This is a genomic window from Cryobacterium sp. CG_9.6 (assembly GCF_029893365.1).
GTDB lineage: Bacteria > Actinomycetota > Actinomycetes > Actinomycetales > Microbacteriaceae > Cryobacterium.
Genome location: NZ_JARXUZ010000002.1, coordinates 44,552 through 64,705, shown reverse-complemented (window position 1 = coordinate 64,705; position 20,154 = coordinate 44,552). Strand labels below are relative to the sequence as shown.

Sequence of the window (20,154 nt, the reverse complement as noted above, 5' to 3'; positions counted from 1 at the left end):
GATGCTCCTAAAATTATGCTGACGACTACTGCCGACACAAGGAGCTGCCATGACGAACCATGACGACCGCGAACCCGAATTGCGTGACTGGAGCCGCCAGCTCACCCAAGCCTTGCAGATTCTCGACCTCCAGGTTGATCGCAATCTACTGCTTGACCTCGCGGCGGAATCGAGTGCTGTCAGCCCGTCAGCAGGCCCCATCAGCACCTTCGTTGTCGGCTACGCGGCCGGACTCGCGGCGGCAACGGGCGAGAAAAACGCGACAGCGGCCGTGGAAACCGCAGCCGCGGTGGCCCGCCAAATCTGCGCCACGTCAACGCCCCGCACCGGCTGGGTGGATACAGCGCAGTAACGCTCGCGGGCCGGGTGGCCAGCGGTCAGCCCGGCAGTGCCGCCCCCGACCGCTCAGGCACCGCGCTTGCCTTCGTGCCTGGATCGTTGTTGGTATCCGCGGCCACTGGATCGAGCCGTACGATCACCGACTTCGACACCGGGGTATTGCTGCCCTCGGCGAGGTGGGTGAGCGGAACCAGAACGTTCGCCTCCGGATAGTAGGCCGCCGCGCACCCGCGAGCGGTGGGGTAAGAGACCAACCTGAATTTGCGCAACACACGCGGGACATTGTCACTGAACACCCCGTGCACATCTACGAACTGGCCATCGACAAGGCCCAGCTCGGCGAGGTCGTCGGGATTCACAAAGACCACGTGGCGGCCGTTTTTGATGCCGCGATACCGGTCGTTGTGCCCGTAGATGGTGGTGTTGAACTGGTCGTGTGAGCGCAGTGTCTGCAAAATGAGAGTGCCCTGCGGGCGATCGACGCGCTCGAGAACGTTGACAGTGAGTATCGCCTTGCCGACGGGCGTGGGAAAAGTGCGCGAATCCCGCGGGCCGTTAGGAAGCATGAATCCGCCTTCCTGACGGATCTTCTGGTTGTAGTTCTCGCACCCGTCGACCACGTGAGAGATGTGGTCGCGAATGAGGTCATAGTTCTGCTCGAAACCGGCCCAATTAATCTTCACTGTGTCACCGAGAACAACTCGCGCCAGCCGAGAAACTATCGCCACCTCCGAAAGGAGGTCGGGTGCCACCGGATCGACCTTCCCCCACGACGGATGCACGGCACAGACCGTGTCCTCGACCGACACGAACTGCGGCCCCGACGCCTGCATATCGATCTCGGTGCGACCCATCGTAGGCAGGATGAGTGCCTCAGCACCGGTGACCACATGAGACCGGTTCAGTTTCGTAGATACCTGCACAGTCATCTCAGCGCCCCGCATGGCAGCTTCGGCCGCGTTCGTGTCACTGATTGCCGCGACCAGGTTCCCACCGAGCGCCATGAAAACCTTGATCTCACCGTCCCGCAGCCTGTTAATGGTCTCAACGGCATCCGCCCCGTGTTCTCGGGGGGGATCAAACCCGAACTCTTGCTCGAGGGCGTTCATGAATGCCGGAGGCATTTGTTCCCAAATGCCCATGGTGCGATCACCCTGCACATTACTGTGACCGCGAATCGGGCAGGCACCCGCACCGGGTTTGCCGATGTTCCCCCGCAACAAGAGCAAATTAATAATCTCTTTGATGGTCGAGACGGCCTTCTTCTGCTGGGTCAGACCCATGGCCCAGGTCACAATCACGCGATCGGCCTTAATGTAACGTGCGGCCAATTCATCAATCTCGTGCGCCTCAAGTCCTGTCGCCTCAAGCACGGCCTGCTCATCGAGCAGGTGCAGATGCTTGGTGAGGTCTTCTAGGCCCGAGCAGTGCGTCGCCAAAAACTCGTGGTCTAGCACTGTTCCGGGATGCTTCGCCTCGGCGGCCAGCACCCGTTTGGAGACCGCCTGGAGCAGAGCCATATCGCCGCCCAGCCGGATCTGGACGTGCTGGTTTGCGATGGGGGTGCCGCGCCCGATGATTCCCTTGACTCGCTGCGGGTTCTTGTAGCGGTGCAGCCCGGCCTCCGGCAGCGGATTGACGGCGACGATCTCCGCACCGGCATCCTTCGCCTCTTCCAAGGCTGTCAGCATCCGCGGATGGTTTGTTCCCGGATTCTGGCCCATGATGATGATGAGATCGGCTTGGGCGAAGTCGTCGTAGCTGATCGTGGCTTTGCCGATGCCCAACGTCTGCCCCATGGCCCATCCGGTTGACTCATGGCACATGTTGGAACAGTCAGGCAGGTTGTTCGTGCCGAAAGCACGCACAAAAAGCTGGTATGCGAAAGCGGCCTCATTCGAGGCGCGGCCACTCGTATAGAAAGCAGCCTCGTCCGGGGACGCGAGCGCATTCAGCTTCGTAGCCAGCACCGAAAACGCATCGTTCCAGCTGATCGGTCGGTAATGGTTCTCACCGGCGCGCTTATAGACCGGCTCGGTCAGACGACCCTGCATTCCCAGCCAATATTCCGACTTCTCCAGCAAATCATCGAGGGAATACTCGGCCCAGAAGTCCGAGTCGATGGTGACCGGTGTTGCCTCCCACGTGACGGCTTTCGCACCGTTCTCGCAGAATTCGAAGGTCTTCCGGTGAGTGGGGTCTGGCCACGCGCAACTCGGGCAGTCAAAGCCGTCTTTCTGATTGAGGGCGAGCATCGTCTTACCGGTCCGGATCACACCCATCTGCTCCAGCGCCGGCTTCATGGAGTGGTACACGCCGGGCACACCCGCGGCCCAGTCTTTCGGTTTTGTCACTTCAAGGTCGGTCTCGTCCGGTTCTACCGCCGAGGGATGCTCGCGAGTCATGGGCCTACCCTTTCCACACCCCAACTTGAGATGTCTCCTCCAGACCTAACAGGCTTAGCGAGTCGTTGCAAGGCCTCCACCCGCATTAGAGGAGAAGAGCCCGCCAGTGTTGACTGAATCACGCTGGGCCAAATTAGACACGTTGGGTAGGGCCCGACACCACAGGCCACCTTCTGCGCTCAGATCCAACCTCAAACCCTCGATGACCGCTGTTTCATGGTCCTTGGGCCAAGAACTGGGAACTCCGGCACTTCGCCTTGGCGGACCCAGATCTTCTCATTCGTCTTGCACCTCACTGGCTGCGGCTGGCCTCTCCGAAGCACTCGGCGCTGGACTGCAGTGAATTACTCGGACAGTCAGGCATCAAGAAATGAGGGTCTCCAGAAAGTAGAGATCGATATGACCGCACACGCCGAAAATACACTGTTCACGACGGGTCCGTTGGTCACGTCCCGTGTTGGCGGATAGTCGGTTTGGGTACTGATGGTCCACGTTGTTGGTGTGTTATCTCGTGACATCGTGGACAGTGAGTCTCATCACTTCGTGGACGCGGGGTCTCATGGCTTCGTGCACAGCTACCGCTCTGGCTCACCGAGCACGGCGGGGAGATCAGTCTGACGCTGGGCGAACTGTGTCTGATACTCCGCGTTCTTGCGTTCCCAGGGCTTCGTCGGGTGGGTCACGCCAACGCCCTGGATGGAGTAGGAGGCAACATATCGGCCTCGGACGTTCAGCGCGACCATCGGCAGCGGGAATGAGAACACGATCTCAGCGGTCACAGGATCGGTCAGCAAGAACGCGTCGTCGGTGATCGTCCGGTAGAACGTGCGGTCAGCGTACGTCGTCGGCAGGGACACCTGGTAGCCCTGAAAGTAGACCTGCCGGTTGGCTTTGGTGACCTCCACGAGTGACTGATCCGCGGTCTGTGGCCGTGCGTTGTCGTCGAGCATGACCTGCCCGATCTTGGAGATCGTCAACGGCGCCCGGTGAAGGTCGGACTGTCGTCGCGCGCGAGCCCACCGGTGTGTTATCTCATGACATCGTGGACACTAAAACTCATCACTTCGCGGACGCTGGGTCTCATAGCTTCGTGTGTCGCCGGACAAGCGCTACCTTCAAGGGCTACTCGCCAATTTGCCCAGCACACCCGCCTGGTGCGCATCCCGTGTCTCCTTGGCGGTGATTTTTTGCGATATCCGGCCATCCTCCCGAGACAGTGATCGCCGAAAAAGCCGTCACTGGCCTTCAGCGCGGTGTGACGAGCACTAGATGGAGGGACTTCCTAGATCTACGCAGCCTGGCTGGAACCCTCACATTCCGGGCGGGCGATTTCCGCAACTCCTGACCCTCGAAATCCGCAGTTTAAGTGGTACGGAATCCGCAGTTCAAGTGCTTCGAAATCCGTAGAAAGTACTAGGATTGCGGGATGACGTCAGCTTCGCCACATCACATAGAACGCCGGGCCCTCAGCGTAATTCGGGATCGGATGACCGAAGAGCCAGTGGTGCTGTTGGAAGGTCCCCGCTCCGTAGGCAAGTCCACCCTGCTGAAATCCTTGGCTGATGCCCACAACGCGGAGGTCATCGACCTAGACGATTTAGCAACCCGAGATGCCGTCCTGGCGGACCCGGGACTATTCATGGCGGGCACGCCCCCGGTGTGTGTGGACGAATACCAGAAAGCACCCTTAGTTTTGGATGCGATCAAAGCCCAGCTCAACAAGAACACACGCCCGGGCCGTTTTCTTCTGGCCGGGTCAACCCGACACGACGCGTTGCCTAAAGCGGCGCAAGCGCTGACCGGACGGTTGAACCGGATGACCATCTATCCCCTGACACAGGCAGAAATCGAGGGACACACCAGCCACCTTGTCGAAACGCTCTTCGCGTCCCCCGCCACTGCGATCCACGCGGCCGCCTCGAAGACGACCCGCGATGAATACATCCAACGCATTGCCCGCGGCGGGTTCCCGATCGCGATAGAACGAACGACCGCGGCATCAAGAAATCGTTGGTTCGACGACTACGTCCGGTTGACTCTCGAACGCGACGCCCGGGAATTGTCCAACATCAGACAATCCGCCATGCTGCCTCGCCTACTCGGAAGGCTCGCCAGCCAAACAGCCCAAGTACTCAACATTGCCAGCGCGGCAGCTGACATCAGCCTCGACGAACGAACAGCCGACAGCTACACGAAACTCCTCGAGGCCGTTTTCCTCGTGCAGCGGCTTCCGGCCTGGCACTCGACCTTGACAGCACGAACCGCTGCCACCCCCAAACTCCACATCATCGACTCCGGCGTGGCAGCGCGACTGTTGCGTCTCACCCCCGAGAAACTGGCACGCCGCGACGCAACATCGCTGACTGAATTCGGGCATCTACTCGAGACATTCGTCGTCGGAGAAATACAGCGTGAGGCGTCGTGGATGGACGGAGTCGCCGGGATCGGCCATTGGCGAACCCACGACCACGATGAGGTCGACCTTGTTATTGAACGCGACGACGGCGCAATCATCGCATTCGAAATCAAAGCAGGGAGTCGAGTCCCCGGTGACAGCTTTACCCCCATGCGCAAATTACGCGACACGGTAGGAGACGCGTTCATCGCCGGAGTCGCCCTCTACCTGGGTGAACGGTCATACACATTTGACGACCGTTTACACGTCATGCCCGTAGACCGCCTCTGGTCTGTATGACGCAGTCCAGCCCTGTTCCCGCACGTCAGGCTCAGCACACGGTGCCTTCCCAGCGGTCCAGCCCGCCACGATCACACTGCTGAGCGCTACTTCTACTGTTTCGACGCGCCTCACCAAAAACTCCTAAAACCCAATGATGCGCAGCCCCTTTCTTGGCGCTCCCCAGATCAGGTTCGCTCGAGCTCGATGTCTTTTCGAGCGTCACGCACATAGTGAAGCTTCCCCCACGCCGGATTGCTCTGAACGAGTATGACCTCCTCGTCCGACGCGTAGACAACTGCAAGCGACTTGTGCAACAGGTCGTCGTGCACGTAAACATCAACTCGAACGCCCTTCCGCAACACGGACCAGCTCGCTACGTACCGATCCTCTGAACGCGTCATCGTGACAGCCCCCCACGGTCACGCTGCTGAGTGTTGCTCTTACTGTTTCGGCGCGGCTTCGCCGCTTTCCCCGACTGCGCCATGACAGCCTCACGAGGGTGCTTGGCGTTTTCGCCATCTGCGAGAATTCGGGCGTTAATCGTTTTCTGATCGGCGGTGCCTTCGAGGCTGGCCGCGAACCGTTCACGCCGCTCGAAGCTGTCATACGCCAACTCGCCCGAACCCGTCGCAGTGCGTGCCTGGTCAGTCCCCGCCCCGCCATCCCCGTCGCGGCTGGTGAACTCGTCCAGGTCAGCGATATTCCACTCCCGTTCTGCACCGTCCTGAGCATCCCTGTCGAGGCGGTCAGCGTTGGCAAACAAGAGTTGACTAATCGTGAGGTCCTCGCCCGCGCGCTGCCGCTCGGCCGCAGCGTCAGCACGGTCGCGCTCGCCGTCACGGAGCGCCGCCGCAACCACAGCGGGGTCCGCTCCGGGGGCGTCAACGTCGATCCCGTACCGGTCCTGAACCTCGCGCTTGATCGTGTCGCCCGCATCCCGGGCACCGTCGTCGACGTCGCGCCACGCCGTCGCCGTTTCGTGCATGCCAGCGATGTTGTCGGGACTGGCCTGATCCCACCACTCCGCCTGTTGGACGGGAGCGAGGCTGGCGCGGGCGGCTCCGCGTTCCGCGTCGAAGCGTGCGTGCAGCTCGCGCGATTCCTGAACGGTGCCCGCTTCACGCTGGCGGGCCAGTTGCTCCCGCAGCCGGGCAATGCGTTCGCCGAACTGCGCTGCGATGGTCAGTGCGATGCGCAGCGAATCGTCGAACGTCTCGCCGACACCGTCGGTGTCTTCAGCCATGATCTGTCGCCCCTATTCTCTTCCGTGTCCGTCACGCTCACGTGGCGTGGCTGGTGTCTTACGTCTGCTGGGATTCAACGTCGTCGGAACCGGCGAACCGGTCCCGGGCGCGGCAAGACCCTCAGTCGCACGACGCATCACGTCCGGCACCTCGACCGACCTCGTGCGGGAGTCCGATTGGGCACTCTTGCTGGGTACGGCCGGGAGACGATCAGTCACCGCGGCAAACTGAGTGCGCAGCGTTGCCGTGATCTGCTCGGCGCGCCGGGCGTCTCCGACCGCACTGTGCATGTCGAGGATGGCCACGGATACCCGGCCCAACTGTCGGAGCATGATCGCTTCCGCCATGGTCCCCGTACCTCCGCTGGCGGCTTGCATGAGGATCATGGCGGCGTTTGACGCCGACCCCAGCTGGACAGGCTTCGGCTGGGACTCGTGCGCCCGCAGGTGCGCCGACCGTGCCAAATCGCGAGAGGTCTGTGCCAACGGCCCCGGCGTCACCTCCACACGCTGCGACCACGCCGCGAACGCGCCGGCCGTCTCGCGGGCGACATGCGCCCACGTTGCACGGTCAGTCACGGGCACGTCGCGCAGCTGCTTACGGAGCTGACCAATTTCATCGCTGTACTGCTTCCACATTTCCGGCGCCGGCGTGCTCTCTTCCCGGCCCGGCGCAACGGGGCGGTACTGCCGCGGGTTCTTCGCCGTGGCCCGCCACTCGTCGACGGCGCCCTGCGCAGTCTGAGGGCTGTCCGGCCAGCCCTCGCGAAGCCTCGGCAACGTGAGGTCCCGGGCAAGGCGCCCGCCTCCAAACCAAACCGGTTGAGTCCCGCCTGCGGAACGAAGAGCTACCGAGTAACCGGCGACAACGTCGTCCCGGCCCGCCGCATACCGGGGGCGGATCAGTGCACCGCCACGGCGCAGCCGGCGCACGAACTCCCCCTCATCAACAGACGCCGTCGCCGCCGCACGCACCGTACGCTCGAGCGTGTGTGAGTCGATCTCCGACGCCCCCGTGCGTGCGGCACGCTCCCGCTCGGCCGGCTTCACCCCCCGCTCCCCCAACCCGAGACCGCGGCTCTCGAGCTGCTCCAAGCCATGCTCACGCTCCAGATCACGGCATGCCTCCTGGGCGCGTGTGAAGTCGTTGTGCGTGCTCGCTTTCGTCCCGTCCTCGCGGACCAATGACACAGCCAGGTGCACGTGATCGTTCCCGTTTGTCGACACACCGTGCCGCACAGCAACCCACCGGCACGCCGCCTTCCCGGACGCCTCGGTGAAACCCATCCGATCGACGAAGTCCTGAGCGATGACGCCCCACTTCTCATCCGACAACGCGCCCTCTTCGGCCCTCAACGACAACGAACAATGCCACACGTCCGCCCCGACACGTTTCGTCGTCATCGCCCCCGTGGCCGGGTCGCTCTCCCGCGCCATCCGGGTGATCTCCGTGCCAAACGCCCGGCGCGGAGCATCCAAACTCTTCGCAATCAACAGCGCCGTGTTGCGATCCAACATGCTGTACCCGTGCTGCGCCATGATCGCCGCGTCCCCCGCGACCAGGTGCTGCTCCTCATGCTCATTCGACCGACCACCACCAGCCAGGTACACCATCAGGCCACCCATCTGATCGCCCCGCCGAATGTTGGGCATCATGACTCAGCCAACCGCTCAATAACATCCTCAACCTGACCAGCCAACACCCGATACTCCGCCACAACCCCCGCCGCCTCAGCGGGGAACTGCCCCTCACTATTGGCGTACTTCGCCAACTGATTGACGTTGTTCGACACGTTCGCCATCAACCGCGTCACCCGAAACAATTCAGCGATTGCTTCCTGACGCTCCGTACTCGTCTCAATATGCGCATTCATCGCCGACTCAAACAGAAACCGGGGCACGGTAACCTTCCGCACCACCGCACGAGCCTGCAACTTCGCATCCTCATCCGGACTCACATACACACTGTAAAACTTCTTCCGCGCCACCACAGAATTAGCCCGCCGCGCACGACCAAACAACCGACGCTCACTAGGTTCTGCCATCATCCGCCCCTCCCCGCCCAGCGCAGCGACCCCGAAAACCCGGGGACCATACGCCAGTATGCCAAATCGGGCGCCCCAAGCCCAAATTTGAAAGCCATTTACCCTTGGTAAATGTATAGCTTGCTCCAAATCGGCACCGCCGGTATGGAGCGTTTCCGCTCTCGGTGCTTCGGTGAAAGAAGGCTGACACGCACTCGGCTGAGAGGTGTGCGTTGCCTGTAGCCTGATGATCATGAGCGATGCGAATGTGAAACCAGAGGATGCAGCCGCCCGCGCGCGGGCAATCATCGAAGCGAATGTGGACGCACGCGTGGAAGCGGTACGAGTGCTCGCGGATGCCGGCAACGAGTACGACATCGCAGACCAGCAATTCAAGTTGGCGACCCTCGCTCACGAACACGCGTGGACTGCCGCCCTGGCCTCCGGATGGAGCGAAAAAGACCTCCGCGCCACCGGCGTCAAAGCACCCGGCCAGTCCGCGCCGAAGGCACGCAAACGACGCACCACTGCCCCGGTCACCACCCCACACACTGAGGCGTAGCCTCCGGCTCTTACCTGTAACGAACAAGCCCCGCCGAGCACAGCTCGACGGGGCTTCTTCGTGCAACTCCGTTGCCTTTTCGGCTGTTTATCGTACGCATCATTCCTCTCTTGGCAAGGGCTTTCGCGGCATATCCTCACTCGCTGCGCTCCCTTGCGGTATTCCACGGACCCTGGCCAATTCACCCCTGACGCTGTAAATCGGCGTGCGCCAAAAGGCAATGGGGTTATAGAGAGGACCACACCATGAATGAACCGCTCACCGTGTACACGCTGCCGAACTGCATGCAATGCACGATGACCACACGAGCACTCGACGCCGCCGACCTGCCGTACACCGTCATCGACCTCACAACCGATGCGCATGCCACCGACCTGATCCAACAGTTCGGCTACACCACGGCACCCGTCGTCATCGCCCGCCTGGTGTCCTGGTCAGGCTTCCGACCCGACCGGATCACGAAGATAGCCGCCCTGCGCGACAACCCCTCCCTCACCCGCGAGTAGGCGCCCTGCAATGGAATTCAGCACCCTGCAGACGACCCTGCCCAGCAACGACCTGGAACACGCGGCGCGCGCACGAAAAGTTGCCGAACGCCTCGACGACCTTCGCGCCTACGGCCGCCGCGGCTACACCCTCGCAAACACGCTCACCATCACCGGAACCAACTACGTGACCATCATCGACACGCTCACAAAGGACCAAGCCAAATGACCACAGCAACCTGCACACCGGCGTCACCCCTGATGACACCGGACCAAGCCAGCGATGCGCTGGGTATCTCCCTGACGGAGCTCCAGAAAATGAGACTTGGCACCGCCGGACCGAACTACCACGGCATCGGCTTGGGCCTCATCCGCTACAACACAGCAGACGTCATGCGCTGGCGAACATCACGGGATGCAGCATAGGCGCGTCCGGCGCGGCTCCGTGGCATCGATCGCGACCTAATCCAACGCGCTTCGAAACGTCACCGAGCCGCCGCCGAGCTGCGCGAACGCGGCAACGACTGAGACAGCGTCAAGCCGATCGCCAGGCCATGCTGACGACGCTACTAAAGTCCGCGACCGTCCCGCGGTTTCGGCGCGGAACGCCACGGTGACGCAAGACCATCGGTCGCACGCACGCGAACCGCAGCAGAGGCCGCGTCTACAAGTTTGCTACGCGGCGTGATCCTGACCATATCCACCTCCAACACACGGTCGGCACCCTCCACTGCCGTCCGGAACCGCCGGTAGTGATCGACCGCACCGCACTCCGCCGCCAAACGCTCGGCAACAAACTCGGGGAGCGAACGACCAACTGGGCCATCAAAAACAGCCCGCGCATATTCGCTCGGGACCCACCTGCCCCCGAGACCCTCACCACTCTCAAGAGCAACTTCGTATGACTGTTGCCACCGCTTCGCAATGCGGGCCTCAGAAAGCTCATACGGCACTTCCACATCCACCACGTCCACGCCGTAACCTGCCGCCTCGAGTTGCTTTCCCAGCCCCAAAGCCGAGACCTCGGACGACAGAACCGTGTCGATAACGATGTTCGCCCCGGCGCGTATCGCTTCTCCTCGGAGCCGCTTCGCGAGCTCGGACGATTCTTCGTGAACGAGCGACGCCAACTCCAGCGGGAAGAACCTCTCCCCAGCCGCCTCGTGATCCTTAACGAGGGCAGGCTTCAGAAACGCTTCATAACTGCCATCATCGATCGCCACCTGAAGCAACGCATGCTTGAAATCATCTGCATCAATGGTCAGCCACCCGTTAGCTGTGTCCCCCAGGATCTCGTCACGCAATACCGTGCTCTTGCCGGCACCAGGCGGCCCAGCAAGAACGATTGCACGATTCTCGAACCGAACCCCAGGACGACTCTCCACAACGTCTCGAATGAGTCGATCATGAAGCTCCGCCCGACCACTCCTCACAATGGCGCGACCGCCAACATAACGAAACCACTCAGGATTGCGCACCGTGGCATGAGGGCCATCCTGCGCGAGCGCCTGACCCGGCCTGGCCAGCGCGCGCACAGTCGCGCGATGGGCGTCAATCGCGCCCCTATCAACAGCCACTACTGAGAGGAATCCGCAGCACGATCCAAGATCGCATCGTAAATCGCACCGTCAATGAGCCCCTCACTCAGTGCGCGCCCCACCTCGTCAAATGACCCAGAAGCAGACACCAAGAGCGAATCAAAACCATCCGTCGGCGCCTCCGACGGGTAGGCCCACCGGCCCAACTCATCAACGAGCTGCGCCCGGGTCAACTCCCCCGTGGCATACCGCTGCGCAATCTCATACGGAGACGCACCAGAAAACCCCGGTACCGGCTCCACCACCTTTGCCGCCGTCCGCAACGCAGAATGAATCGTCGGCTGCTTCACCCCCAACTGCAACGCAAGCTCCGTCTGACTCATGATCGCAGCCAAACGTCGCAACTCCCGAAGGTAATCGAGACGGTCAAGATCAAGCCGCTGGCGCAACGTCCGCGCCCTCTGAACCTCAGGACGGTAACTAATCGTGGTCATACAAACCACCTCCTATAGACCATTCTATAACACGCGTATAGAACTATCTATAGATAGATAGATAATCTCAGAAGACGCCCGTAAGGGGAACCGCGTGCGGGCGAACCCCTACGTGTCAGGGTTGAGTGAGGCCAGTACCTCAGAGCAAGTCCGCCGTTTGACGTAGGGCGAGAATCAGGAATCATCACCATGTCCAGTCCGTCTTTGAGCGCAGTGCGCGACGATAGTCATATGAGTAGTCCTGGACCCCGAGCTGGTGGTCCGACCTCGAGAAGGTCGTTCACCCCAGCGCAGAAGCTTGCGTACCTCGCCGCGTATGACACGGCCATTAAGAACAACGAGGGCGGCGCATATCTGCGCACCGAAGGGCTCTACTCCTCGCAGATCACGGAGTGGCGAAAGCTTCGTGACGCGGGTGTCCTCGCGGGGAAGAAGCCCGGCGAGAAGATTGGCCGGTTAACGCCGGAGCAAACTGAAATTGCCCGGTTGCGTCGCCAGTTGAGTAAGACCGAGCAGCGGTTGGAAACGACGGGGGTGGCGTTGGAGATTATGTCAAAAATGCACGAGCTACTCGAAAGTCTTTCGAAGAGCTCGCGGGACGAAACACCGCACACGAAGCCGTAATGACCGCCTACCGCGAACTGGCCAGCCGAGGGATCTCGACTCGCGTCGCGGCCGACCTGGTCGGGATACCTCGAGCGACAGCCACCCGGAAACGACGCCGTCCAGTTCCCCGGCCGGCGATGATTCCGGCGAACAAGATCGGCGACGAAGGCCGCCGCGAGATCCTGGACGTCGTCAACTCGAAGCTGTTCGTGGACCTGCCGCCGATCCAGATCTACGCCCAGCTGCTCGACGCGGACGCGTATTTGTGCTCAATATCAACGATGTATCGGGTGTTGAACGAGAATCAGCAGGTTAAGGACCGCCGCCGTCTGGCTCGCCACCCGGCCCGGGCGATCCCGGAACTGACGGCCACGGGACCGGGCCAGGTGCTCAGCTGGGATATTACGAAACTTGCCGGCCCTGTCAAGGGGAAGTACTTCGATGCTTACGTAATGATCGATATCTACTCGCGCTACATCGTCGGCGCGTATGTTCACGCCTCGGAATCGGGAGCGCTGGCGGTGGAGATGATGAAGGAAATCTTCGGTATTCACGGCGTCCCTCAGGTCGTTCACGCCGACCGCGGCACGTCGATGACATCCAAGACCGTCGCGGCGTTGCTGTCTGATCTGGAGGTCACCAAGTCGCATTCGAGGCCTCGGGTGAGTAACGATAATCCCTACAGCGAGGCGTGGTTCAAGACCCTGAAATTCGCTCCGACGTTCCCCGAACGCTTCGGCTCCCTCGCCGACGCGAAGACGTTCATGGCCTCGTTCGTCGACGGCTACAACCACGAGCATCGCCATTCGGGGATCGGCCTGAACACGCCAGCCGACGTTCATTACGGCCTCGCAGAAGCGAAGGCCGTGGCACGGGCGGCGACACTGGACGCGGCACGCGCACGCTTCCCTGAGCGATTCCGCACGACCCAGGCACCACAGATTCTGTCCGTTCCCGAGACGGCATGGATCAACAAACCAGCCGCTAAGCCCATCGAGAATGAAGGGCTCGAACTAGCCGCCTAAACTCCCACTGGCCTCATTCACCTTGACAAATTCCGAACCGTCGATGATACTGGTCATACCGTGCGCGCGATCCCCTTGGGGGTCGTGTCACTCGCGCGCAGGTGCGCCGTCGGAATTTTCTCTTCATTGGCTTCATAAGATGCTCGGGGCGGCACTGCCCGATACCAGGTCGGGAAGCCGCCTGGCCGGCAGGTCCTACCGCGGTCCAAGTCCTTTGACGGCGCTTGGCCAGCGAGAAGTCCAAGGGCCCACCGCAGAGTTTTACCGCGCCGTGCATCTCGGAGAAACTGGTCTGCTAGTGAGCGATTCAATCGCGGACTGTTGGTGTACGGAGCATATGGTCGGCCAGCCAGTCATAGGGGCCTAGGTCTGCTTGGTCAGCTAGGCGCCTTACGAACGCATCTTCGCGCGACTGAATTTCTTCACTCGTGAGAGGCTTCCACTCGAATGGATCCCCGCCGAGCGGCCACCTCGGGGTCGGATCGAGAATAGCGTCGTAGCTTAGGGCGACTCTGGCATAGCCGGAGTCCGGTTGATGGCTTTGAAGCCCTATAAAATTTGCAGTCATGTCGTGGGCGTATTGACAGGCTTCGACTACCGACCAGGGCGCCTCCAAGAGTGTGGTCAGCGTATCGAGCTTGCCGACTTCCTCATCGGTGAAGCCTGTCGAGGTCCGTTTGACTTCGACAGGAACAAGTGCCGCGTCCCTTGTTAGCATGAGGACGGCAGCTTCGCCCGCAGGTGAGGTCACGGCCGCCTTATTTTGGTAAACCTCCATGCCCGGGTGGAGTCCAATGAGTCGGCTCTCCTTGCCACCCAAGAAGATCCAGTGGGTCACGTCCCCCTGAGTGGATGCTCCTATTGATGTCAAGCGGCCTTTGGGGTGGGTTTCGCTTGTCGGGATTGGTCGTCGAGCCAGGCGCTGAAGGTGGTTTCCAGGTCGGTGTCAGCGCGTTGTCCTATTTCGAGTCGACGTAAGCGCTGGTAGGGGACGTTGAGCTGTTTGGCCGCGTCAGTGAGGACGATGCCGAGTGTTTGGCGGCGTTGCCGCAGCCGTGGTCCACCGGGCAGAGGGACAGCGTGGTTTTTGGTGAGCAATGCAAATATTTCGTTGGCGACGTGGCGTTTGAGGCAGCGGACGATGTCGCGGTCGGAAAGGCCTTCAGCGGTGCGTCGGGCGATGTAGGCCATAGTCCGAGGTTCCTTGTGGCGTTTGCGGAGCAGGACAATACGGTGCAGGGCAGCGTTGGCTTGCCGGTCGCCACCGCGCGAGAGACGGAAACGTTGCCGTTTTCCCGAAGATGCCGGAATAGGTGCGACGCCGCACAGAGCAGCAAACTGGGCCTTGGTGGAGATGCGGTCTGGGTTGTCGCCGGCAGTGGCGAGCAGGTGTGCGGCAACAAACGGGCCCACGCCGCTTGCGGCCATGAGAGCCGGATTCTGCCGGCTGGCGAGTTGGCCAAGTTGGCTGTCGATAAGAGCAATATCCGCTGTCAGGACCTGATGGCGTTGCGCGAGGCGTTTCGCTGATGCCCGTAGGATCAGCTCCGGAGTGGTGCCCGGTGTGGGTCGTGTGCGCGCGAGCGCAACCGTGAGTTTGTTGCCGTCGTATCGGCGAAAATCTTGCCGGATGGCCTCGGGTGCGCTCACCAACAGGGCATGGATCTGATTGATGCTGGCCGTGCGCGCCTTGGTGGCAGAGGAGCGTTCCGCAAGTAAGACCCGCATCGACTCGACGTCGCCATCGCGTTGTTTCGGGGTTGATAACCCTCGCCCAGCGAGAACCGACATCGCCGCTTGGTGGGCGTCGAGGGGATCGGATTTGCCGCGCAACCGACGCTCGGCACGGTTGGCGCGAGTGACCTCAACCACGCGCATTCCGGCATTCGCCAAAACGCGGGCAAGTTCCGCACCGTAGGAACCGGTTCCTTCGACGCCAACGGCTTCGACGATGCCGTAGGCGTGGAGGAACTCGATGATTTTGCGATAGCCGCTCCCGACTGCGAGGAATTCCCGGTCGGCGATCGGTTGTCCGTGGTCGTCAACGATAGCGACATAGTGCGTGTCTTTGTGGGTATCAACCCCGGCGAAGATGGTTCGTAGAGGCTGGACCGCGATGGTGAATTGTGGCGGTTCACTAGTTGCAACTGTCATGACTTCGGTACTCCCGTTTCTTCGTTGAAGGGAAATCACCGTTGGGTCGGGAGGGCAGACAGCACAGAGGTGAGACTGTTGGCCAGGCTCCTATCAAGTCATGTCGCCCCGATCAAGCGGCATTAGCGGCTCTGGTGCGGCGGACAGATCCACCCAAAGACAACCTCAAAAGGAGTCAGTGTAATTTTGAGTCACCCCGCACCAGAGTCACATCCAGTATCTCTGTGTAATTCTCGGGGTTCGAGCGTTGGATTAACAACGTAACGAACCACCGTGCGATGGTCAGTGAGAACCGTTCAAAGTTCCTCACAGAAAGACACACCACACGATGGCTCTAGGGCGTGTCTCTTAATGCTGCCGGGCCTGTCTGACAGACTTAATCCATGTCTCGTGCTGCCGTGTTGTCTGACAGTGAGTGGGCTCGCCTCGAGCCGTTGATGCCGTCGTCGAAGAATTGCCCGGGTCGTCCATTCCAAGACCACCGCCGCATTCTGGAAGGCATCATCTATCGGTATCGGGCGGGAATTCCCTGGCGAGATCTGCCGGAATCGTTCGGTCCGTGGCAGACCGTCTGGAAACGCCACCGACGTTTCAGTGGCGACGGTACGTGGGACGCCATTATGACCCGGCTACTCTCGCAGGCTGACGCTGCTGGACTGATTGATTGGGAGGTGTCCGTGGACTCCACGGTCAACCGCGCCCACCAGCACGGCACCAATCTCCCGCGCACCACAGGGGGAACTTCAGAACTACACGAATCTGCTCACCGAGCCTGCTGACCACGCAATTGGCCGGTCACGCGGCGGATTGACGACGAAGATTCACGCGTTGTGCGACGCGAATCTTCGACCGTTGGTAATTCTGCTGGGACCGGGGCAGGGCGGTGACTCACCGATGTTCCCCGAAGTCTTAGGGAGCCTGCGAGTGCCTCGGCTCGCCGGGGGTCGGCCCCGCACGACGCCGGATCGAGCGATGGGTGACAAAGCGTATTCGTCCAAAGCCAATCGGAAGATGCTCCGGGACCGCGGCATTCAAGCCGTGATCCCGGAACGATCGAACCAGGTCGCCAACCGGAAACGACGTGGCCAAGCCGGCGGCCGCCCTCCCACTTTTGACAAGGTGTCCTACAAACGCCGCAACGTCATCGAGCGGTGTTTCGAGGCACTCAAGCAGTGGCGTGGCATCGCCACCCGCTACGACAAGCTCGCCCTCACCTACCGCGGCGGGGTTGTCCTTAGAGCCATAATCATCTGGGCCAAGGCGTTGGGAGACACGCCCTAGTGCGCCGACAATTACCGGGAAATTCCACGGTCCGGCCGATACGATGTCGAGGCAACTCTCGCCCCGTTGGCACTGTGATCGAATGGGAACACAATGACACGCATCACGCTGGCACCAGTAAAAAGAACAGCATGGCGAGTGAAATCGCAGATAACCAGGTCGCGCATGCTGCAGGCAGTCAAAGCGGCCGTCGCCGTGGGTATTGCTTGGACTGCCGCGCCGTATTTGCCCGGGGTCGCCGACGATTACCCCTACTACGCGCCGCTCGGCGCCCTCGTGAGCATGTACCCCACACTCATGGGTTCGATGAGGAATGCCCTGCAAACCCTCGGCGGCCTTGCCGTCGGGATTCTACTCGCCGCGGCAGTGCTCATCGCCAGCGCGCCGAACGTCGTGACCATTTCGCTCGCCGTCGGCGTCGGTGCGCTAATCGCTGCCACCGGGTGGTTCGGCGCCAACCGCGAATACATCCCGGTCACGGTCTTGTTCGTGCTCATCGTGGGCGGCCCGAACGCCGACTCGTACTCGATCGGATACCTCTCGCAAGTCAGCTTCGGGATTGTGATCGGGCTCCTGGTCAACATGTTGATCTTTCCCGCGCTCAGCCTCGACGCCGTCGGCCGGCAGCTCTCAAACTATCGCTCGGTTTTGGCAAATCATCTGTCCGAAGTCTCCGAAGCCCTGGCCGAGAGCTGGCCGCCGGAGCGCGACGATTGGGCGTCCCGCAATGACACCGTCGTCAGTGTCTCCCGCGACGTGCGGGCGGCGCTGCACTATGCCGACGAAAGCCGCAAAGCCAATCCGCGCGCTCGAATCCACCACCGAGACGTGAGCGCCGACTACGACGACCTAGCTGCCCTCGAAACCGTCACCTTCCACGTGCGGGATCTCACCTATGTCCTGACCGGGGCGGTGTGGGGCACCCCGGTCAACGTCGAGCTGAAACCGGAGCTGCGCCCGTCGCTGAGCCTGGCCCTTGACGCGGTGGCTGCAGTGCTCCGCGACTGGGATTCGGGAAAGACGGACCTGACGGCGTATTCCGCCGCGGCGGACGCGCTTACGTCCCTCATGACCGAACTGGATCAACGGCGAGACCCGGCGCCAGCGACGTCAATGGGCGCCGCGACCGCCATCGCCATGGATATCGCCCGCATCCTCGCAGCCCTGCACTCCCGACTCGAACAGCCCCCAACGCCTGCCACTGATGCCTAGTCGCGGAGAGTGCACCCCAGGAGTTTGACATCGGCACAGTTCTCTGGCTGACTCAGAGGCGAAGCACTTGTTGCCCAACAACCCGGTAACGCCACTGTTTCTCGCCATACCAAGGGAGCATCACATGAATCTTTTCGTCATCGTCGCCATCATCGCCGTTGTCCTTCTTCTTGTCGGTGGTTTTGTTCAGGCTTTCCAATTCCTCCTCTGGATTGGCGCCATCCTCTTAGCCATCGCGATCATTGGGTGGCTCGTACGCACCATGTCCGGCCGCAAATCCGTGTGACCGACCAGGCCGACCCGGAGGACGAGGCGGCAGACACTCCAGTGGATTTCATGGCGCCAGGAACGGGCCCTGTGTCGCCGGGCTGCTCGAGCGACTCTCGCGTGCGAGAACCTGAGCCGACAGACAGCAGCAGCAGGTGTACCAGAACCGCAGACTCCGCGTTCCCAGTGACGGAGGCCGCATTCTGACGTAGCCGGTGGGCGCACCCGCGTTACTTCAGGATGCGGATGAGTTTCTTGTTGGCGAACTCCGCGATGCCGAACCGACCCAGCTCGCGGCCGAAGCCGGACCTTTTCACGCCGCCAAAGGGAAGCTCCGCGCTATCCGGGAGCGAACCGTTGATGAAGACCATCCCAGCCTCAATCAAATCAGCCACGCGCAGTGCCTGCTCCGCATCCGTCGTGAAAAGGTAAGAACTCAGGCCATACGGAGTGTCGTTGGCCACCTGAACCGCCTCGGCCTCACTCTCTACGCGGTAGATGGCCGCCACAGGACCGAAGAACTCTTCCCGGTAGGCGTCACTCTGCGGGGAGACCTCGGTGAGCACCGACGGGGAGAAGAAGGCGCCGTCGCGGCGCCCGCGCAGAACAACGGTCGCCCCCTGGGCCTCGGCGCGCTGGAGCTGCTCCTCAAGTTTCTCAGCAGCATCGAGCGACGAGAGCGGGCCCATTGTCGTCTCCGACGACGTCGGGTCTGCCGGCACGATGCCGCCGATCTTCGCTGTGAACAGTTCCACGAACGCGTCGAACAGGGCATCGATCACGATGAAGCGCTTGGCTGCGTTGCAGGCCTGGCCGGAGTTGATAACGCGAGCGGCGACGGCCGCATCGACGGCTTCTTCGAGGTTATCGGTACTGAGCACAATGAACGGGTCTGATCCGCCCAGTTCAAGCACGACCTTCTTGAGGTTGCGGCCGGCGATCTCGGCGACCGCCGCCCCCGCACCCTCCGAACCGGTCAACGACACACCACACACCCGGGGATCCGCGATGATGTCCGCGATCTGATCGCTCGACGCATAAAGGTTGCCGTAGGCGCCCGCGGGGAAGCCGGCATCCGCAAAAATCTGCTCAATAGCGGCGGACGATTCGGGGCACTGCGAGGCGTGCTTGAGCAGAATCGTATTGCCGAGCACCAGGTTCGGACCGGCGAAGCGGGCAACCTGGTAGTACGGAAAGTTCCACGGCATGATGCCCAGGAGCACACCCAACGAGGCGTTGCGCATGAACGCCGAGCCCTCACCGCCGAGCAGCTCGATCGGCTCGTCAGCAAGAAAAGCCCCGCCGTGGGTGGCGTAATACCCGTAGATGTCCGCAGAGAAGTCAACCTCGCCGAGGGCCACCTCACGGGGCTTACCCATCTCACCCACGATCAGGTCGGCCAGGTGCTCCCGGCGCTCAGAGTGCAGGTCCGCAACACGCTGCATAAGAGCGGCGCGTTCGGCCACCGACGTGCGGCGAGAAAACTCACTATGAGCGCGATCTGCCGCCCCGATGGCCTCGGTCACCTCAGCATCCGTTGCCAAAGCAAAGCTCGGTCCGCTAGCCCCGGTGGCGAGGTTCGTGACTGCATATTTACTCATGATCTCTCCACACATTTCATCGCTGACGCCGTTCGAGAATGAGCCCACTACGACCAAAGCCGGACCCAACTCCTGTCCTTACAGTCTGCATCAGTCAGTGTTTTGGGGAAACTTTTTGCGTGCACCCATCTCGCGAGGTGTCAGGAACTGAGCGCGACTTCATCCAATGTCCGTCACCTACGAGATGCCTCTCATTGTTACGTTCGGGACCTCGCTGAGGGCGTCGAAGATCCAGTTACCC

Annotated in this window: 21 protein-coding genes and 1 pseudogene; 11 read left to right on the top strand and 11 right to left on the bottom strand. The window is 61.5% G+C overall.

The genetic code is table 11. From position 1 onward, the window contains the following. Window positions 1-49 precede the first annotated feature (49 nt). Window positions 50-352 carry a DUF6457 domain-containing protein gene (locus H4V99_RS15920; protein WP_280680249.1) on the top strand — a complete coding sequence of 101 codons (303 nt, stop codon included), beginning with the start codon at window positions 50-52 and terminating at the stop codon, window positions 350-352. A 25-nt stretch (window positions 353-377) separates the two neighbouring features. Here the strand turns inward: H4V99_RS15920 and H4V99_RS15915 are convergent, their stop codons facing one another. Further along, complete coding sequence (locus tag H4V99_RS15915; RefSeq protein WP_280680197.1) at window positions 378-2,744, bottom strand: FdhF/YdeP family oxidoreductase; 2,367 nt, start codon at window positions 2,742-2,744, stop codon at window positions 378-380. A gap of 575 nt (window positions 2,745-3,319) precedes the next feature. Then, complete coding sequence (locus H4V99_RS15910; protein WP_280680248.1) at window positions 3,320-3,721, bottom strand: hypothetical protein; 402 nt, start codon at window positions 3,719-3,721, stop codon at window positions 3,320-3,322. A gap of 215 nt (window positions 3,722-3,936) precedes the next feature. On the opposite strand from H4V99_RS15910, the gene H4V99_RS16565 reads away from it, so the two are divergent. Together H4V99_RS16565 and H4V99_RS15905 are read left to right on the top strand one after the other, a co-directional pair. Then, window positions 3,937-4,089: a hypothetical protein gene (locus H4V99_RS16565; RefSeq protein ID WP_348522385.1), complete on the top strand. Its 153-nt coding sequence runs from the start codon at window positions 3,937-3,939 to the stop codon at window positions 4,087-4,089. A gap of 141 nt (window positions 4,090-4,230) precedes the next feature. Further along, a complete protein-coding gene (locus H4V99_RS15905; RefSeq protein ID WP_280680247.1) occupies window positions 4,231-5,439 on the top strand; it encodes an ATP-binding protein in 1,209 nt (402 codons plus the stop codon). A gap of 167 nt (window positions 5,440-5,606) precedes the next feature. On the opposite strand, the gene H4V99_RS15900 is transcribed toward H4V99_RS15905, so the two are convergent. From H4V99_RS15900 to mobC, 4 genes are read right to left on the bottom strand one after another with little or no spacing between them, the layout of a single operon-like run. After that, a complete protein-coding gene (locus H4V99_RS15900) occupies window positions 5,607-5,822 on the bottom strand; it encodes a hypothetical protein (RefSeq protein ID WP_280680246.1) in 216 nt (71 codons plus the stop codon). Beyond that, window positions 5,819-6,664 carry a hypothetical protein gene (locus H4V99_RS15895; protein ID WP_280680245.1) on the bottom strand — a complete coding sequence of 282 codons (846 nt, stop codon included), beginning with the start codon at window positions 6,662-6,664 and terminating at the stop codon, window positions 5,819-5,821. The genes H4V99_RS15900 and H4V99_RS15895 overlap by 4 nt, the downstream gene beginning before the upstream one ends. 12 nt (window positions 6,665-6,676) lie before the next feature. After that, window positions 6,677-8,320 carry a relaxase/mobilization nuclease domain-containing protein gene (locus H4V99_RS15890; protein WP_280680244.1) on the bottom strand — a complete coding sequence of 548 codons (1,644 nt, stop codon included), beginning with the start codon at window positions 8,318-8,320 and terminating at the stop codon, window positions 6,677-6,679. Beyond that, window positions 8,317-8,712, bottom strand: a complete 396-nt coding sequence (mobC, locus tag H4V99_RS15885) for a plasmid mobilization relaxosome protein MobC (RefSeq protein ID WP_280680243.1) — start codon at window positions 8,710-8,712, stop codon at window positions 8,317-8,319. Before mobC ends, H4V99_RS15890 begins: the two co-directional genes overlap by 4 nt. A gap of 229 nt (window positions 8,713-8,941) precedes the next feature. Between mobC and H4V99_RS15880 the strand changes: the two genes are divergently transcribed. From H4V99_RS15880 to H4V99_RS15865, 4 genes are all read left to right on the top strand, one after another. Continuing rightward, window positions 8,942-9,250 carry a hypothetical protein gene (locus H4V99_RS15880; protein WP_280680242.1) on the top strand — a complete coding sequence of 103 codons (309 nt, stop codon included), beginning with the start codon at window positions 8,942-8,944 and terminating at the stop codon, window positions 9,248-9,250. 245 nt (window positions 9,251-9,495) lie between these two features. Next, a complete protein-coding gene (locus H4V99_RS15875; RefSeq protein ID WP_280680241.1) occupies window positions 9,496-9,756 on the top strand; it encodes a glutaredoxin domain-containing protein in 261 nt (86 codons plus the stop codon). A 10-nt stretch (window positions 9,757-9,766) separates the two neighbouring features. Further along, window positions 9,767-9,964, top strand: coding sequence for a hypothetical protein (locus H4V99_RS15870; protein WP_280680240.1), 198 nt, complete (start codon window positions 9,767-9,769; stop codon window positions 9,962-9,964). Continuing rightward, the gene (locus H4V99_RS15865) at window positions 9,961-10,161 is read left to right on the top strand and encodes a hypothetical protein (protein WP_280680239.1); all 201 of its coding nucleotides are present in this window, start codon (window positions 9,961-9,963) and stop codon (window positions 10,159-10,161) included. The genes H4V99_RS15870 and H4V99_RS15865 overlap by 4 nt, the downstream gene beginning before the upstream one ends. Window positions 10,162-10,304: 143 nt before the next feature. On the opposite strand, the gene H4V99_RS15860 is transcribed toward H4V99_RS15865, so the two are convergent. After that, complete coding sequence (locus H4V99_RS15860) at window positions 10,305-11,120, bottom strand: zeta toxin family protein (RefSeq protein WP_280680363.1); 816 nt, start codon at window positions 11,118-11,120, stop codon at window positions 10,305-10,307. Between the two features lie 191 nt (window positions 11,121-11,311). Next, complete coding sequence (locus H4V99_RS15855) at window positions 11,312-11,767, bottom strand: hypothetical protein (protein ID WP_280680238.1); 456 nt, start codon at window positions 11,765-11,767, stop codon at window positions 11,312-11,314. A gap of 231 nt (window positions 11,768-11,998) precedes the next feature. On the opposite strand from H4V99_RS15855, the gene H4V99_RS15850 reads away from it, so the two are divergent. After that, window positions 11,999-13,398 (top strand): IS3 family transposase gene (locus tag H4V99_RS15850; protein ID WP_280680237.1). Its coding sequence is split into 2 segments (ribosomal slippage): window positions 11,999-12,320 and window positions 12,320-13,398, totalling 1,401 coding nucleotides; the frame shifts between segments, so codons are not numbered across the junction. Window positions 13,399-13,705: 307 nt separating this feature from the next. Here the strand turns inward: H4V99_RS15850 and H4V99_RS15845 are convergent. Next, entirely contained in the window at window positions 13,706-14,236 is a 531-nt protein-coding gene (locus tag H4V99_RS15845; protein ID WP_280680236.1) for a hypothetical protein, read from the bottom strand. Window positions 14,237-14,265: 29 nt separating this feature from the next. Beyond that, entirely contained in the window at window positions 14,266-15,552 is a 1,287-nt protein-coding gene (locus H4V99_RS15840; RefSeq protein WP_280676610.1) for an IS110 family transposase, read from the bottom strand. A gap of 383 nt (window positions 15,553-15,935) precedes the next feature. Between H4V99_RS15840 and H4V99_RS15835 the strand changes: the two are divergent. From H4V99_RS15835 to H4V99_RS15825, 3 genes and pseudogenes are all read left to right on the top strand, one after another. Further along, window positions 15,936-16,833 (top strand): annotated as a pseudogene (locus H4V99_RS15835) (IS5 family transposase). 165 nt (window positions 16,834-16,998) lie between these two features. Continuing rightward, window positions 16,999-18,045 (top strand): FUSC family protein, encoded by a 1,047-nt coding sequence (locus H4V99_RS15830; RefSeq protein WP_280680235.1) that lies wholly within the window; start codon window positions 16,999-17,001, stop codon window positions 18,043-18,045. Between the two features lie 124 nt (window positions 18,046-18,169). Further along, window positions 18,170-18,331 carry a hypothetical protein gene (locus H4V99_RS15825; protein WP_280680234.1) on the top strand — a complete coding sequence of 54 codons (162 nt, stop codon included), beginning with the start codon at window positions 18,170-18,172 and terminating at the stop codon, window positions 18,329-18,331. Between the two features lie 211 nt (window positions 18,332-18,542). Here H4V99_RS15825 and H4V99_RS15820 read toward each other — a convergent pair whose 3' ends face one another. Beyond that, entirely contained in the window at window positions 18,543-19,913 is a 1,371-nt protein-coding gene (locus tag H4V99_RS15820; RefSeq protein ID WP_280680232.1) for an NAD-dependent succinate-semialdehyde dehydrogenase, read from the bottom strand. Window positions 19,914-20,154: the final 241 nt, after the last annotated feature.

Excerpts from the sequence above, each read along its gene's own strand:
- H4V99_RS15920 (WP_280680249.1), top strand. The coding sequence starts at position 50 with ATGACGAACCATGACGACCGCGAACCCGAATTGCGTGACTGGAGCCGC.
- H4V99_RS15915 (WP_280680197.1), bottom strand. The coding sequence starts at position 2,744 with ATGACTCGCGAGCATCCCTCGGCGGTAGAACCGGACGAGACCGACCTT.
- H4V99_RS15905 (WP_280680247.1), top strand. The coding sequence starts at position 4,231 with ATGACCGAAGAGCCAGTGGTGCTGTTGGAAGGTCCCCGCTCCGTAGGC.
- H4V99_RS15900 (WP_280680246.1), bottom strand. The coding sequence starts at position 5,822 with ATGACGCGTTCAGAGGATCGGTACGTAGCGAGCTGGTCCGTGTTGCGG.
- H4V99_RS15895 (WP_280680245.1), bottom strand. The coding sequence starts at position 6,664 with ATGGCTGAAGACACCGACGGTGTCGGCGAGACGTTCGACGATTCGCTG.
- H4V99_RS15890 (WP_280680244.1), bottom strand. The coding sequence starts at position 8,320 with ATGATGCCCAACATTCGGCGGGGCGATCAGATGGGTGGCCTGATGGTG.
- mobC (WP_280680243.1), bottom strand. The coding sequence starts at position 8,712 with ATGATGGCAGAACCTAGTGAGCGTCGGTTGTTTGGTCGTGCGCGGCGG.
- H4V99_RS15880 (WP_280680242.1), top strand. The coding sequence starts at position 8,942 with ATGAGCGATGCGAATGTGAAACCAGAGGATGCAGCCGCCCGCGCGCGG.
- H4V99_RS15875 (WP_280680241.1), top strand. The coding sequence starts at position 9,496 with ATGAATGAACCGCTCACCGTGTACACGCTGCCGAACTGCATGCAATGC.
- H4V99_RS15870 (WP_280680240.1), top strand. The coding sequence starts at position 9,767 with ATGGAATTCAGCACCCTGCAGACGACCCTGCCCAGCAACGACCTGGAA.
- H4V99_RS15865 (WP_280680239.1), top strand. The coding sequence starts at position 9,961 with ATGACCACAGCAACCTGCACACCGGCGTCACCCCTGATGACACCGGAC.
- H4V99_RS15855 (WP_280680238.1), bottom strand. The coding sequence starts at position 11,767 with ATGACCACGATTAGTTACCGTCCTGAGGTTCAGAGGGCGCGGACGTTG.
- H4V99_RS15840 (WP_280676610.1), bottom strand. The coding sequence starts at position 15,552 with ATGACAGTTGCAACTAGTGAACCGCCACAATTCACCATCGCGGTCCAG.
- H4V99_RS15830 (WP_280680235.1), top strand. The coding sequence starts at position 16,999 with ATGCTGCAGGCAGTCAAAGCGGCCGTCGCCGTGGGTATTGCTTGGACT.
- H4V99_RS15825 (WP_280680234.1), top strand. The coding sequence starts at position 18,170 with ATGAATCTTTTCGTCATCGTCGCCATCATCGCCGTTGTCCTTCTTCTT.
- H4V99_RS15820 (WP_280680232.1), bottom strand. The coding sequence starts at position 19,913 with ATGAGTAAATATGCAGTCACGAACCTCGCCACCGGGGCTAGCGGACCG.